Annotated in this window: 13 protein-coding genes; 4 read left to right on the top strand and 9 right to left on the bottom strand. The window is 60.0% G+C overall.

The annotated features are described in order from the left end of the window. The first annotated feature begins 19 nt into the window (after positions 1-19). From FMN63_RS03465 to traI, 3 genes are read left to right on the top strand one after another with little or no spacing between them, the layout of a single operon-like run. Positions 20-1,231 (top strand): DUF5710 domain-containing protein, encoded by a 1,212-nt coding sequence (locus FMN63_RS03465; RefSeq protein WP_148582558.1) that lies wholly within the window; start codon positions 20-22, stop codon positions 1,229-1,231. Continuing rightward, positions 1,228-1,560: a hypothetical protein gene (locus tag FMN63_RS03460; protein WP_148582557.1), complete on the top strand. Its 333-nt coding sequence runs from the start codon at positions 1,228-1,230 to the stop codon at positions 1,558-1,560. The genes FMN63_RS03465 and FMN63_RS03460 overlap by 4 nt, the downstream gene beginning before the upstream one ends. Further along, positions 1,557-2,624: a TraI/MobA(P) family conjugative relaxase gene (gene traI / locus FMN63_RS03455; protein ID WP_148582556.1), complete on the top strand. Its 1,068-nt coding sequence runs from the start codon at positions 1,557-1,559 to the stop codon at positions 2,622-2,624. Before FMN63_RS03460 ends, traI begins: the two co-directional genes overlap by 4 nt. Before the next feature lie 121 nt (positions 2,625-2,745). Here the strand turns inward: traI and fba are convergent, their stop codons facing one another. The 5 genes from fba to FMN63_RS03430 are packed head-to-tail and all read right to left on the bottom strand — an operon-like array spanning position 2,746 to position 6,818. Next, a complete protein-coding gene (fba, locus tag FMN63_RS03450) occupies positions 2,746-3,783 on the bottom strand; it encodes a class II fructose-bisphosphate aldolase (protein WP_148582555.1) in 1,038 nt (345 codons plus the stop codon). Positions 3,784-3,793: 10 nt separating this feature from the next. Further along, the gene (locus FMN63_RS03445) at positions 3,794-4,780 is read right to left on the bottom strand and encodes a class 1 fructose-bisphosphatase (RefSeq protein WP_148582554.1); all 987 of its coding nucleotides are present in this window, start codon (positions 4,778-4,780) and stop codon (positions 3,794-3,796) included. Positions 4,781-4,812: 32 nt separating this feature from the next. Then, entirely contained in the window at positions 4,813-5,268 is a 456-nt protein-coding gene (gene derI, locus FMN63_RS03440; RefSeq protein WP_148582553.1) for a D-erythrulose-4-phosphate isomerase, read from the bottom strand. A gap of 1 nt (position 5,269) precedes the next feature. Next, positions 5,270-6,049, bottom strand: coding sequence for a triose-phosphate isomerase (locus FMN63_RS03435; RefSeq protein WP_148582552.1), 780 nt, complete (start codon positions 6,047-6,049; stop codon positions 5,270-5,272). Positions 6,050-6,053: 4 nt separating this feature from the next. Further along, positions 6,054-6,818, bottom strand: a complete 765-nt coding sequence (locus tag FMN63_RS03430; RefSeq protein WP_148582551.1) for a DeoR/GlpR family DNA-binding transcription regulator — start codon at positions 6,816-6,818, stop codon at positions 6,054-6,056. Between the two features lie 143 nt (positions 6,819-6,961). Between FMN63_RS03430 and tkt the strand changes: the two genes are divergently transcribed. Next, positions 6,962-8,977 (top strand): transketolase, encoded by a 2,016-nt coding sequence (tkt, locus tag FMN63_RS03425; protein WP_148582550.1) that lies wholly within the window; start codon positions 6,962-6,964, stop codon positions 8,975-8,977. Between the two features lie 26 nt (positions 8,978-9,003). Here tkt and FMN63_RS03420 read toward each other — a convergent pair whose 3' ends face one another. The 4 genes from FMN63_RS03420 to FMN63_RS03405 form a co-directional block, all read right to left on the bottom strand. Further along, entirely contained in the window at positions 9,004-9,939 is a 936-nt protein-coding gene (locus tag FMN63_RS03420; protein WP_148582587.1) for a sugar-binding transcriptional regulator, read from the bottom strand. Between the two features lie 146 nt (positions 9,940-10,085). Beyond that, positions 10,086-11,018, bottom strand: coding sequence for a TIM barrel protein (locus FMN63_RS03415; protein WP_148582549.1), 933 nt, complete (start codon positions 11,016-11,018; stop codon positions 10,086-10,088). 45 nt (positions 11,019-11,063) lie between these two features. Further along, entirely contained in the window at positions 11,064-12,581 is a 1,518-nt protein-coding gene (locus FMN63_RS03410; protein WP_148582548.1) for a glycerol-3-phosphate dehydrogenase, read from the bottom strand. A gap of 1 nt (position 12,582) precedes the next feature. Then, positions 12,583-14,187 (bottom strand): FGGY-family carbohydrate kinase, encoded by a 1,605-nt coding sequence (locus FMN63_RS03405; protein ID WP_162529977.1) that lies wholly within the window; start codon positions 14,185-14,187, stop codon positions 12,583-12,585. Positions 14,188-14,315 lie beyond the last annotated feature (128 nt).

The raw sequence follows: 14,315 nt of genomic DNA, 5'->3' as shown, positions 1-14,315 counted from the left end.
GTTCAAGGAGTTTTTCGCCATGGCTGACAAACAACCCATTCAAAAAACCTACCTGGCCGTTCCCTATGAGCAGCGCACGGTCGCAGATGAAGCCGGTGCTATCTGGGACAAGAAGGCCAAGGCCTGGTTCGCAAAAGGCACAGAGGTTCCGGAGGGGCTGAAACAGTTCCTTCCGGAAAACCAGCAGGAGCACCCCCGCGAGGATCCGCGCACTGCCTTCGGCAAGTTCCTGCGCGAAAACGGCGCGGAGTTGCAGGGTCTTCCGGAAATGGACGGGAAATGGCACCGCATTGCGCTCACCGGCGATGGCAAGGAAACCAACGCCAGCTATCGCGGTTTTCTGGATGGTGTTCCGAACGGCCAGTTCAAGAACTTCAAGGGCGACGATGTACCCTTGCAGTGGATCTCCAAAGGGGACGGCCTGACACAGCAAGAAAAGCAACGCCTTGTCGCCGAAGCCGCGCAGAACCGCGAGAACCGCGAGCGCGTGAGGGTCACCGAACAGGAAGCAACAGCCAAACGGGCCTTTGGAATCTGGACGAACCTGAAGTCCTGGGCCACCCCCGAAAATTGCCCTTACCTCGCCCGGAAGAACGTTCGCGGCTATGGCGTGAAGGTGGCCGACGATGGTCGCATGGTCGTGCCGCTGCGCGACGAAAACGGCCGCATCTGGTCCCTGCAGTTTGTCGGCGATGAAAAAATCTACCTGAAGCATGGCCGAAAAGAAGGGCTCTTTCACACGATTGACCCGAGCAAGGATCTGGAAAACGGCCGAGACAAAGGCGACAAACTGACCATCATAATCGGCGAGGGCTACGCAACCGGTGCGGATGTTCATAAGGCGACCAATCTGCCGACCGCCGTTGCCTTTGATGGTGACAACCTTGTTGCCACCGCGAAGGCCGTTCGAGAGAAGTTCCCGAAAGCAAATCTTCTGATCTCAGCCGATGACGATCATCATTTGCCGAACAGAAATCCGCCCCTGCCCAACAAGGGCCTGAAGTGCGCGCAGCGCGCCGCCGAGGCGGTTGGCGGCAAGGTGCTGGCTCCGAGTTTTACGCCAGCCGAAAGGGAGCGCGGGGCAACTGACTGGAACGACCTGAAACAGATCCGCGGTGAAAAAGGCCTGCTTACGGCGCTGCGAGATTCCTTTGTGCAAATGCAGAGGGAGCATGCCCGCAGTTTAGTCAAGGACCAAGGTTTGGGCCGTGAGCTGGAGATGAGCCGGTGAAAAAGCCCCGGCGAATCCAGCTCATTACTTACCTCAACCCGGATCTCCACGAGAGCATCATGACCCATGCGAAACGCACGAAGCTTTCTGCTTCGCGCGTTGTCGAACGTGTTCTGGAAAGCGGGAAGTTTCCGGATAAGTCGCTGGATCAGGCGATCTTGCGTCTCCTGGAAATCAACGCAGACCAGGCGCGCTTGGGCAACCTGTTGCTGAAGGGCATGAATGAGACTGCGGACGGCCATATGGTTCGACAGATGCAGTCGCTTCTGCGCGACGTTCGTCAGACACAGAGCCAGATCAAGGCTCGGATTGCGGATCTAAAGCCGTGATTGCCAAGAAGACGTCTCTCAAGAAATGTTCCAGCGCCAAAGCCCTCGCGAAATACATAGCCGGAGCAAAGGAGAAGGGCGAAAAGCTCGATCAGTTCTGGCTTTCCAACTGCAAGGCCGGCGACGGCATCGATGACCTAGACACGGCCATCGCGGAGATCCGCGCGACGCAGGCCTTGAATTCTCGCAGCAAGTCAGATCCGAATTACCACCTGGTGGTGTCATTTGCCGAAGGCGAAAAGCCCGACATCGATGTTCTGAAGGACATTGAGACTGAGTTCGCCAAAGCGCTCGGACTGGAAGATCATCAGCGCGTGGTCGGCACCCACATCAATACTGAAAACTTCCACATGCATATCCAGTTCAATCTTGTGCATCCGGAAACCTTCCGGATGCATACCCCGTTTCGCGATTTCCAGATCTTGCAGAAGACCGCGGCCGAGCTGGAAAAGAAACACGGACTGGAAGTGGTCCAGGGCCGCGGACAGGATAATGAGCGTGAAAACCGGAAGGCCCGGGACAAGGAAGCAAACTCGTGGGAGCAATCCTTTTCCGGATTTCTCAAAGACCACAAGAGCGAGCTGCTCACGATCCATCGTGATGCGGGATCCTGGGAAGAATTGCATGAGGGCTTTGCCCTCTACGGCGTCGAACTTCGCAGGCGCGGAGCCGGGTTCGTGTTCCGCGACATCGGCACCGGCACCATGGAAAAAGCCAGCGCCGTTGATCGGCTGTTTTCGAAAAAGAACCTTGAAGACAAGTACGGCCCTTATTGCAAACAGGACCGGCTATTTGATCGGACAAAGCCTAAAACCAAATACCGCCGCCGTCCGCTCGATCCACGCCTCGAACGACATCCCGCCTGGAAACGCATGACCGGAGGTCTGGCCGGCAAGCGGGTGTCCTGGCGCCGGTTTCTGGAGCAACAGGCCGGTGTCGATGCCGAAGCCCGCGAAGCGCTCGAGTTGCAGAAATCATATCTGCAGATCATCAGCGGACAGACCCCGCAAAAAATCCGCACCCGTCAAATCAGGTCCCGGAAATCGAAAAGGATGTCGCGGTGAACGCAATCCTTTCCCATTACGACCGCAACCCCCACCTAGTGCGGCCGCTTGCCTGGCGGGACCGCTTCGCGCGCTCCCGCCAGGCACTCAATCAAACTGCTCCCCTTAGCGCACGACCCTGTTAGGTGTAGCGCCGCGCCATCGCTTCAAGCGGTAGCGGTCGGATTCGGCTGGCATGTCCGGCAGTTCCAAAGGCCTCGAAACGGTCGCGACACACTTGCGCCATTAACTCTATGGCAGGCTTCAGGTATTTGCGTGGATCGAATTCGGACGGATCGTTCGACAGGGCCTTGCGCACGGCTGCCGTCATTGCCAGGCGGTTGTCGGTATCGATGTTCACCTTGCGCACGCCGCTCTTGATGCCGCGTTGGATTTCCTCGACCGGAACGCCCCAGGTCCGGCGAATATCGCCTCCGTAGGAATTGATGATTTCCTGGAGATCTTCCGGCACCGAAGACGACCCGTGCATGACAAGGTGCGTGTTCGGCAGACGGGCGTGAATGGCCTCGATCACGTTCATTGCCAGAACGCTGCCATCCGGCTTGCGCGTGAACTTGTAGGCGCCGTGGCTGGTGCCCATGGCAACGGCAAGCGCATCGACTCCCGTATCGGCGACGAAGCGCTCAGCTTCTGCCGGGTCGGTCAGGAGTTGGTCTTCGCTCAACTTTTCGGTCGCGCCATGTCCGTCTTCCTGATCGCCCATTCCGGTTTCGAGTGACCCAAGCACGCCAAGTTCGCCTTCTACCGAGACACCGGCTGCATGAGCCATGTCCACCACCTGCCGTGTGATACCCGCGTTATAGGCATAGTTCGCAGGCGTCTTGCCATCCACTTCCAGCGACCCGTCCATCATCACGGAGGTAAAACCATGCTGGATAGCCGTCACGCAGGTTGCCAGGTTGTTGCCGTGGTCCAGATGCATGCAGACAGGAATATCGGGATAGGTTTCGGCGAAACCGTCAATCAGACGGGCAAGCACCCTGTCGCCGGCGTACGTCCGTGCCCCCCTGCTTGCCTGAAGGATGACCGGCGCGTCGCATTCTGCCGCGGCGCGCATGACAGCCATGCCCTGTTCCATGTTGGAAATGTTGAAAGCAGGCACAGCGTAGCCGTTGTCAGCTGCATGATCCAGCAGCTGACGCGAAGTGATGCGGGCCATCAAAAGCTCCTTAGGTGTTGTCCGTGCAATAGGTAATGAACATGTCGACGTTTTCGGGTGAACCGAAGATCAACGGAATGTTCTGGTGCAGGCTCTTGGGCAGAAGGTCCAAGATAGGGGATTGCCCGTCTGTCGCCTTGCCGCCGCCCTGCTCAATCAGAAACGCGATCGGCACGGCTTCATAAATCAGACGCAGGCGACCGTTTTCATACCCGGGTCGGCTGTCGCCGGGATAGAAGAACAACCCGCCCTGAAGCAGGATCCGGTGGAATTCCCCCACAGCGGACGCCAGCCAGCGCATGTTGTAGTTTTCGCCCAGGCGTCCCTCTTTGCCTTTCAAAACGTCATCGGAAAACCGCCGGACCGCATCCGGCCAGTGCCGCGCGTTGGAGGCGTTGAAGGCCAATGTTCGCGATTTTGCCGGTACCTTATGGTTCTCGCGCAGCATCCGGAATTCGCCCGTGCCGCGGTCGAAAACAGCCAGGTGAAGACCGTTGCCCAAACTGAATCCCAGGTCAGTGGAATGACCGAAGGAGACATATCCTGCCGCGACGACGGTCCTGCCCTTGCACAGGAAACCCTGGTCTGACGCCGGCAGGATCGAGAACAGCGTCCCGAGCGGTGCGCCCGTGCCGATGCTGCCGGACCCGTCGATGGGGTCGATGGCAACGTCGAGCGTGCCTTCCGGATTTAGAAGAATGATTTCTTCGGCTTCTTCGGAAAGAAGCTGGCGGACGCCTGCTGCCCGAAGTACCTCGACCATGTGAAGATGGGCACCGACATCGAGGGCCTTCTGCTTGTCGCCGCTTTCATTTGTGCCAACGACCTCGCCCGGGTCACCCGGCAAACGACCCGCGGCGAGCCTGTCTGCCAGCACGCCGGTCGCATCCGCAATGGCTTGAAGGACTGCTGCGGTATCTCTCGACCCATGCTGTCTTGCCAGATACGCCTTCAGCGTCTCGGCCTTTACGTCCGTATCGTTCGGCAGTCTCAGCATGGTCCCATCGTCCCTCAGGTCAGCAATTTCGATCAAACCGCGTGATACTTCGAATCGACGGCATTGATCGCTTCAACATTGCTAGCAGAGCGGCCATTGACGTCGAATGTTTCCTTCAGGAAGGCGTCGGCGATGGATTTGGCGAGTTCGGGTCCCACGACGCGCGCACCCATGGTGATGATCTGGGCATTGTTGGAAAGGGCTGCCCGTTCGGCGGAGTAGGTGTCGTGGGTCAGTGCGGCGCGAACGCCCGGCACCTTGTTGGCGGCAATGCACACACCGATACCGGTTCCGCAAACCAGGATCGCCCGGTCGTAGGCACCAGAGATAACCTGGCTGGCAACACGCTCGGACAGATTGGCGTAAAACGCATCCGGCCCTTCGGGCGTTCTGGAGATCTCCTCAACCTCGAAACGATCCTTCAGGTAGTCCGCCAGCAGTTTTGCAAGGCCCTCGCCTGCACTGTCGCCCGCAATTGCAAGTTTCATGTCAAACCTCTCCGAGTTTCGACGAGCACCTGGCGAGAATGTCGAGATAACCCTCGACTTCCCAGGCGGATCGCCCGATGAACAGCCCGTCCACATGAGGACAGGAAATGAGCTCTTCGCAGTTTCCGGGATTGACCGACCCGCCATAGAGGCAGGGGATACGCCGGTTGAGTACGTCCTCGGCAACGGCAATGATCTCCGCCTGGCGAGCGTCGGCATAGTCCGACGTTGCCGGCACACCATTGACGCCGATTGCCCAGACCGGTTCATAGGCAAGCAGGATCTCGGCCTGTTTCTGCCCATCGGACAGATTGCCAAGAGCCGCGCGAACCTGCGCCTCAAGCACCGCCTGTGCCTGTCCGGCCTCTTTTTCCACCAGCGTTTCGCCGATGCAGATCAACGGAACGAGCCCGTGACGCACGGCCGCTTCTGTCTTCAGGCCGACGGTCTCATCGGTTTCACCGAAAAAACTGCGCCGTTCGGAATGTCCAAGTTCGACAATGTCGAGACCACAATCGGTCAGCATGAGCGGCGAGACTTCTCCCGTCCACGCGCCTGCATCTTCCCAGTGCATATTCTGCGCGCCGACCTTCACCGATGTGCCTGCGAGCATCGCCTTCACTTCGCGCACCGCGGTGAAGGGAGGGATGACAAACCGCTGGATCCGGGGATCCCGATCCGCGTCGGACGTGACAAGCCCGTCCGCAAACCGTCTGGCATCCGCCAGCAGCTTGTTCATTTTCCAGCTCGTACCGACCCATTTTCCGGTGAGGGCAGTCATTCGCTCAGTCCTTTGCGATCATCAGCTTGAGCCCCGCAGCCTCGATTTCCTTCGCAGCATCTCCGGCCGGCTGGTCATCCGTGATGATCCAGTCGAACCGATCCAGATCGGCGAGGGTATGAAGTGCGGTGCGTCCGAAACGTGTGTGATTGACGAGCAGGCAGCACCGAGACACAGCACCCATCATCTTTTGCTTGGAACGAACGACGTTGTCGTCCATGTGAAAGGCCTTCAGGTCCGCTACGGCCGGGGTCGACACGAAAGCGATATCCGCGCGCAACTGCGACAGCGCCGCTTCGGTAACGACGCCGAAAAAGCCGTTGAACTTGGCCGAATAGACGCCGCCGAGGCCCAAAAGGGTGATGCCGGGCTCATCCCGCAAACCATCGAGAATGGCGGCGTTGTTGGTGATGACCGTCAGCGGCCGCTTTTCCGGCAGCATTGAGCCGAGCACTGCGGCCATCGAACCGTCGTTGATCATCACGGTCATGCCGGGTTCGATCAGCTCGAGCGCCGCACGGGCCATCCGCTCCTTCGCGGCCGCGTCCTGGCGGGCCCGGATGCGGAAGTCGCTTTCGAACTGCGTTCCTGAATCCGCAGTGGCACCCCCGCGCACCTTGCGCAGCACGCCGGCCTGTTCGAGCTCGTCCAGATCCCGGTGAATTGTCATTTTCGAGACGGAAAATCGCTCCGCAAGGTCGTCGAGATCGACTTCCCTGTGTTCCACGAGCAGATCCATGATCGCCTGTCTTCGTTCTTCGCGTTTCACGCAAATCCTCCTCGTCCGGTGTTCACCGGATGCTTGATACTTAACATCACAAAATCACAAAATCAAAGTTATTTTGTGATTTTGTGATTTATTTTTGTGACATCCTCCGCTACGCCTATGCCGTAAGCGCAGAGGAGGACCTCATGACTACAGACACATTTCTATCGTCGAAAGCAGCCCTGGACCCGGAAAATTTCAAACTCGCCAACTGTATTCGGGCGTTGTCCATAGATGCCGTCGAGGCAGCCGCTTCCGGACATCCGGGCGCGCCCATGGGTCTCGCGGATGCAGCGACCGTGCTGTTTCGCAAACACCTGAAGTTTGATGCGAAAACACCGGACTGGCCGGACAGGGACCGTTTTGTGCTGTCAAACGGTCATGCCTCCATGCTCCTCTACAGCCTGCTGCACCTGTGCGGCTATGAAGACATGACGATCGAGGAGATCCGAAACTTCCGGCAGTGGGGCTCGATAACCGCAGGTCATCCCGAGCATGGTCACGCCAAAGGCGTCGAAACCACCACTGGCCCTCTTGGCCAGGGCATTGCGACCGCCGTCGGCATGGCTTTGGCCGAACGGCGTCTTGCAGATGAGTTCGGTGATGAACTCGTAGATCACAACACTTATGTGATCGTCGGTGACGGCTGCCTTCAGGAAGGCATTGGTCAGGAAGCGATCAGCCTTGCCGGTCATCTGGGCCTTGGCAAACTGATCGTTCTCTACGACGACAATTCCATCACCATCGACGGCCGAACCAGCGTTTCCTTTTCCGAGGATGTTCCGGCCCGCTTCGCAGCCTGTGGCTGGCATGTGCAAACGTGCGACGGACACGACGGATCTGCAGTCGACGCCGCACTGACCGCAGCCAAGGCAGCCACCGACACACCCTCGATGATCGCCCTGAAAACGGTGATCGGCTTTGGCTCCCCCAACAAGGCAGGCACCGCCGGTGTACATGGCGCGGCGCTTGGCAAGGACGAAGCGCACGCGACCAAGAAGGCTCTCGGATGGACGGCCCCTGCTTTCACCATTCCGGATGAACTCGCCGAAAGCTGGAAGAAGATCGGGACAGTTGGCCAGGACAGCCGAAAGGCCTGGGAAGACCGGCTAGCAGCTGCGCCTGAAGACAAACGCCGCGAGTTCGAACGACGCGTGAGCGGCACCTTGCCAGCAGGCTATGAGGCAGCAGTCTCCAGTGCGCGTGACAGCCTCTTTTCAGAGCCCAGGTCCGCCGCCACCCGCAAGGCAAGCCAGATGGCCCTGGAGGCCGTCACCCCGGCCCTGCCGGAAATGATCGGGGGATCAGCCGATCTGACCGGGTCGAACCTGACCCGCGTTCCTGCGGTCAACAGCCAGTTTTCGCGCGAAGCGTCCGGCCGTTATATCGGTTACGGAGTTCGTGAATTTGCCATGGCGGCAGCCATGAACGGTCTCGCGCTGCATGGCGGCTTTCTGCCCTACGGCGGCACTTTCCTTGTCTTTTCCGACTATGCAAGGAACGCCATTCGCCTCTCGGCCCTGATGGGGCTGCGCTCCATCTATGTCATGACACATGATTCCATCGGTCTTGGCGAAGACGGCCCAACCCATCAGCCGGTCGAGCATCTCCTCTCGCTGAGGGCAATCCCCAACCTGACAGTGTTCCGACCGGCAGACACTGTTGAAACGCTGGAAGCCTGGGACTGTGCCATTCGCTCCATGAATGCGCCGAGCCTTCTGGCCCTTTCCCGTCAGGCTGTCCCGCAATTGCGCCTGGAGCGAACAGAGGAAAACCTGACTGCACGCGGTGCCTATGTCATCCGCCAGTTCGGAGAAGGCCGCGACATCACGCTGATCGCGACCGGAACCGAAGTCGCACTGGCGGTTGAGGCAGCCGAGGGCCTGGCAGCCGATGGACTGGCCGTTGCGGTCGTATCGATGCCGTCGTGGGAACTGTTCGACGCACAGCCGGACGCCTACCGCGCCGACGTTCTCGGTACCGCCCCGCGCATTGCCATCGAGGCCGCGGGAAAACTTGGCTGGGCCCGTTATGTCGGCAGTGAAGACAATGTCATCGGCTTGAGTGGTTTCGGAGCTTCAGCCCCGGCCGAACGCCTCTACGAGGAGTTCGGCATCACGACAGAAGAGATTGCCCGCAAGGCCAAGTGTCTGGCCGGCTGATCAAGCCGTCTTCGTGTCCTGACCGGTCACGCTCCGGTCAGGGCATGCGCGGTAGTCTCGTCGGTGATAAGGCCACGCAGGCGTCCGCTGCGCAAAATTGCGCGAATGGCCTCGATCTTTTCAGGACCACCTGCAATCGCGATGATCTGACTATCGGCCCGTTCGTCCAGCGTGGCCGCAAGCGTGCGGGCGGTCAGGGTCGTTTCCAGTGTCCGTCCACTGGCATCGAAGAAATGGCCGAGCATTTCACCGACACCGCCACCAGCCTTGATTTCCTGGATCTCACTGAGTTCGATCATGCCGGACGAGACCAGCTGCGCCTGCGGCTCGACGGTGCCAATCCCGACGAGCTTGATATCGGCTGCGTTCGCCATGTCGAACACGTCCTGAACCCCGCGCTGTGCGAGCAGCACCTCCCGGTCTTCCGACGAATTGGCAAAGAAGGGCACCGGCATGACAAAGGCGCTCGCCGCCGTCTTTTCGGCCAGGTGATGCATGACGTCATATGGATTGGCGGAAAAGTTACGGGTCAATCCACCGAGCAGGGACACGAACTGGACACCGCCTGCATCCATGCGGCTCATCAGACGAACAGCGTTGGAAAGCGTCCTGCCATGGCCAAGGCCAATGACCTTGTGCTCCTTGCGCTCGATTTCCCGGCGGATGAAATCCGCACCGGCCTGGCCCAGAGCCCGCAGCGGTATGCCGGGCTCGCCCAGATCCGGTGCGACATCGCAGAATTCGAGGCCAAAACGGTCGCAGAGGCTGTCCTCCAACTCGACGCATTCGATGATCGCGCCATCAATGGAGACCTTCACCACCCCTTCGGCAGCCGCCTTTGCGATCAGCCGGTGCGCCTTGACCGAGGCAACCCCGAGCCGCTTTGCCACGGCCGCCTGTGTCAATCCACCGGCGTAATGCAGCCAGGCAGCCCGCGTCGCGAGCGATTCCTCCGGGTCGATATCCCTCACCTTGCGTACCTTCCCAATATTTCGCAATGCCGCTTGCCGCCGCCAGCCGAACCGCGACGGTTACCTGATTTCAATAGCTTAGATATCGGGGCCTTGCTACCGCAAGCCCGTTGGCAAATAGCCGAAGACGCGATCAGCTAGATGTTGAGATCCTGCTGGCCCGTATCGATATGAGGTGCCCAGAAGGCAACACTCTCGGCGATCTGCGGAATGACCTGCCGGTCATTTGGCTCGCGCTCCTTGAAGCTGAGCTCCAGGCAGATCTCATTGTCCTCGGCGCCGCCTTTCGCCAAAGCTTCCAGGAGCGGCTCAGGATGGATCTGGCCACGGGCGTTGAATTCCGCCGTGAAAGGCCGATGGCCGCTCTTGTCCAGAAGGCTCTGCTTGATGTGAATGATCGGCGACACCCGTGGAACGGCTTCGGCCCAGGCAAAGGGGTTGAAATCGTCCGGATTTGAGCTGGTCACGTCACCGTGGTCGATATCGGCCATCATCCACATCGGAATGGCCATCGGCGTGGCTGAAATTCGCTCCTGAAGGGTAAGGCAGGCTGCTATTGTCTCGCCGAATTCCCGACCAATGCTCATCGGCTCCCAGAAAACATATTCCAGGCCCGCCCCCTTCGCATGTTCGGCAACCTCCGCCCAGCACTCGATGGCGATCCTGATCAGATCGTCCCGCCGGACCGGATCGTCGTAATCCTTGTAGGTGAAAATCGCGAACTGGGTGCCGACGGAAACGCCTCCGAGATCGCCGATGATGTCGGTGAAGGTCTTGAACCAGTCTACATAATAACGCCGCACATCGGCATCGGGATGGCCAAAATGATTGAGGCGGCCATAGGGCCCCGTCATGCCGCTGGTCACCCGCACCCCTGTCCTCGCAAGTGACGCCGACATCTCGCGCGTCAACCGCCGGATAAGGGGCGCCGGCCAGCTGGGATTGATGAACTCGTGCGTCAACTGCAGATCACGGATCTTCAGGTCGCGTGCGACCGTCTCGATCAGATCCGCGGGATCCGCGTAGCGATTGACAAGCGGGTTTGTGTTGAGCGAAAGCGTCAGGGGCATGAAGTGTCCAGTCGTCGGGGAAATGGCAGGCGTCCGAGCCGGATATCAGGCGGCGCGTGCCGCGTATTCGGCGTTGAACCAGCTTGAAAAGGCCGCTTTTTCATCCGCGTTCAGGTGCAAGCCGTGTTTGGTCCGCCGGGTCAGGATGTCATCGGCGGTCTGCGCCCATTCCTCGTTGACGAGATGGCGCACCTCGGCCTCATAGAGTTGCGCGCCGAAGTGTCTGCCAAGCCCGTCCAGTGCGGTGGCCGAGCCGACTATCCGGCTGGTTCTTGCCCCGTAGCAGCGCCCGTAGTGTTTCAAAAGGGCGCGCGGCATCCACGGATAGGCCTCCCGCATCGTTTCCGAAAAGCTCTCGAAATCGGCATTCGGAATTTCGCCGCCAGGCAACCTGGCGGTTTCCGTCCAGTCGCCGCCCATCTGCGGGAAGATCCGGTCCAGCTTGTGCATCGCACGCTCTGCAAGCTCGCGGAAGGTCGTGATCTTGCCGCCGAAGACATTCAGAAGCGGGACATTGTCCGCCATGTCGAGATCGAACACATAGTCGCGCGTTACGGCGGACGGATTGCCCTTGCCGTCGTCGAACAACGGACGCACACCCGAGAAGGAAGTCAGGACATCCGACCGGCGCAGCTTTGCCTTGAAGTACCTGTTCACGGCCTTGATCAGATATTCGATCTCGAATTCCTCGGCCTGCACGTCCTCGGCCCGGCCTTCATAAGCGATATCCGTGGTTCCGATCAGAGCCTTGTCGCCCTCATAGGGGTTGATGAAGATCACCCGTTTGTCGTCGTTCTGGACCAGATATGCCTGTTGTCCCTGCCAGAACTTCGGCACAACGATGTGGCTTCCCTTGACCAGACGCACGTTCCGGCTGGAGTTCGATCCGGCTACGTTCAAGATGACATCGGATACCCAGGGACCTGCCGCATTGACGATGCATCTGGCCCGAACTGTTGACGTTTCGCCGGTCTCGCTGTTGCGCAATGTTGCCAGCCAGACGCCGTTGTCGCGGCGCGCGCTGGCAACAGCCGTACGCGTGAGAACCCGGGCCCCTTTCTCGAAGGCGTCCAATGCGTTGATGACAACAAGGCGGGCATCGTCGACCCAGCAGTCGGAATATTCGAAACCGCGTTTGTAATTGTCGAGGATCGGCGCACCTTCCGGGTCCCTGTGCAGATCGAGCGTCCGGGTGCCCGGCAGCTTCTTGCGGCCTCCCAGGTGATCGTAGAGAAACAAGCCGAGACGCACGAGCCAGGCCGGGCGGTCTGCCGGGCTGTGAGGCAGCACAAAGCGCATGGGCCAGATGATATGGCTGGCGGAATTCATGAGCACTTCCCGCTCGATAAGAGCTTCGCGCACCAGACGAAACTCATAATATTCCAGATAGCGCAGACCACCGTGAACCAGCTTGCCCGACCGGGATGACGTTCCTTGCGCAAGGTCATCCTTTTCGCAGAGCCAGACGGACAGTCCCCGGCCGGCAGCGTCGCGCGCAATGCCGGCGCCATTGATGCCGCCACCAATCACCAAAAGATCGATCGTCTGCGTTTCGCTCGTCATTTCATGCTCCTGTGGTGACACTGCTGGCAGGTTCCGTCTCGTCGCGGCTTTCAGTGCGCAGTTTCGCGAGCAGGTCCCATGTGCCTGCAAGATCCCTGCGAAGACCTGCAAAGACCGGGAAAATAGTCTCGTAGGACCGGACAAGGCCGGGATCGGGTGCTTCCGCCTGTCCAAGCAAGGGCGTGACCCACTCGCTGATGCAGCTGCGCATGTCCGGATAAACGCCGGTGGCAACCGCCGCCATCATTGCGGCACCTGCAGCTCCGGCCTCGTCCCGGGCCGAGACGCGAACCGGTGCGTTCACCGCGGCTGCCAGTATCTGGCGCAGTGCCGGGGAGCGTGCCGCGCCTCCGGTCAACCGAAGTTCGGAAGGAAGTGCTCCCATTGCGGCGTAGCAATCACGGGCGGCCATACCGAGACCTTCCGCCACCGCACGCACCAGATCCGCGTACCCATTTGCGGCGGAAAGCCCAGTAAATCCGGCGCGGGCATTGGCATTGACGAAGGGGCCGCGTTCGCCGGCTTCGGAGATGTAGGGGTGATAGAGGATGGCGCCCGGCTTGCCGGCGGCAAGCCAGCCCTCGATGTGGGACACCAGATCGCGGTGAGAGACATCCTGTCCCATGCCGCGCATCACGTCCGCGGCAATGTTGAGAACCCAGTCAAGATTGAGCGTGGCCGCCATGTTGGTCTGCACCTGGGTAACGATGCCCGGCACCGGCAGCGCAATCACATAGCCTGTGCCTTCAGCATTGAGGTGGACTTCTTCGGCTGGCTTGGCATGCATGTGCACACCGGTGGAGCCAATCGTCGAACAGGCGGCATCCGCTTCGCCCGTGTAGACACCGGCGCCAAGTGCCGTCATCACCATGTCGACATAGCCGAGCGAAACCGGTGTCCCAGCCCGAAGGCCCGTCGCCTGCGCGGCTGCATCGCTCAACCCGTGGGTCGATTCCGTTCCCTCAACGATGTCCGGCAGCAGATGCCGCCGGTGCCTGAGGCCGAGTGCTTCGATGGCCACATCATCATATTGCCGGGTCCGGAAGTTGCCAAAGGTGAAACTAGCCTCGGACGGGTCCGTTGCCCGGACGCCCGTGAGGTTCAGGTAGAGCCAGTCCTTGCAATGAAGCGCGACTTCCGCGCGGTCCAGGCTTGCCGGATCAAACCGGTCCATATGCGCAAGCTGGGCGCCTTGCTGACAGGTATTCAGCCCTGTTCCCGTTGCCTCGAACCGGGCCCGGTTCAGCGCATTTCCTTCCAGCCGGCTGACAGTAGGTGCGGCACGGGCATCAAGCCAAAGCCAGGCGTCACCGACCGGAACATTGTCCCGCCCCACCAGCCAGGTTCCGTCTCCCTGCGCGGTCACGCCGATCGCGACAGTGCGCCCGCTCAGGCCTTCGACCAAATTACCAAGCTGTTTCAGGGCCGTGACACAGTCCTGCCAGGTTCGGCTCATGCACTGGGTCGCGGCACCTCCGGCGCCGGTGTCATAGGCATTCGTGACCGAAGCTACCGCAATCTGGGTGCCTGAAAGGTCGAACGCCACCGCTTTCACCACGGACGTGCCGGAGTCGATTCCGATAAGAATGTCACCCCTATGCATGATGGCGTCCACCGCCCAAGCCATGCTCAAGAGCCGCTATTTCGGCTTGCATTTCCTTCCTCCCAGAAAGCTTCAACTGACCAGACTCTCGCAGATCCTGACTGCTTGCACAGCCCTGCATGCGCCGCGCG

This window comes from Stappia sp. BW2 (assembly GCF_008107695.1).
GTDB lineage: Bacteria > Pseudomonadota > Alphaproteobacteria > Rhizobiales > Stappiaceae > Roseibium.
The sequence above is the reverse complement of the archived record's forward strand: the minus strand, read 5'-3'. Positions and strand labels throughout refer to the sequence as shown.

What these genes read in the sequence shown, in the direction of transcription:
- derI (WP_148582553.1), bottom strand. Translation starts at nt 5,268, where the DNA reads ATGAAACTTGCAATTGCGGGCGACAGTGCAGGCGAGGGCCTTGCAAAA.
- FMN63_RS03410 (WP_148582548.1), bottom strand. Translation starts at nt 12,581, where the DNA reads ATGACGAGCGAAACGCAGACGATCGATCTTTTGGTGATTGGTGGCGGC.
- FMN63_RS03445 (WP_148582554.1), bottom strand. Translation starts at nt 4,780, where the DNA reads ATGCTGAGACTGCCGAACGATACGGACGTAAAGGCCGAGACGCTGAAG.
- FMN63_RS03435 (WP_148582552.1), bottom strand. Translation starts at nt 6,049, where the DNA reads ATGACTGCCCTCACCGGAAAATGGGTCGGTACGAGCTGGAAAATGAAC.
- FMN63_RS03415 (WP_148582549.1), bottom strand. Translation starts at nt 11,018, where the DNA reads ATGCCCCTGACGCTTTCGCTCAACACAAACCCGCTTGTCAATCGCTAC.
- FMN63_RS03465 (WP_148582558.1), top strand. Translation starts at nt 20, where the DNA reads ATGGCTGACAAACAACCCATTCAAAAAACCTACCTGGCCGTTCCCTAT.
- tkt (WP_148582550.1), top strand. Translation starts at nt 6,962, where the DNA reads ATGACTACAGACACATTTCTATCGTCGAAAGCAGCCCTGGACCCGGAA.
- fba (WP_148582555.1), bottom strand. Translation starts at nt 3,783, where the DNA reads ATGGCCCGCATCACTTCGCGTCAGCTGCTGGATCATGCAGCTGACAAC.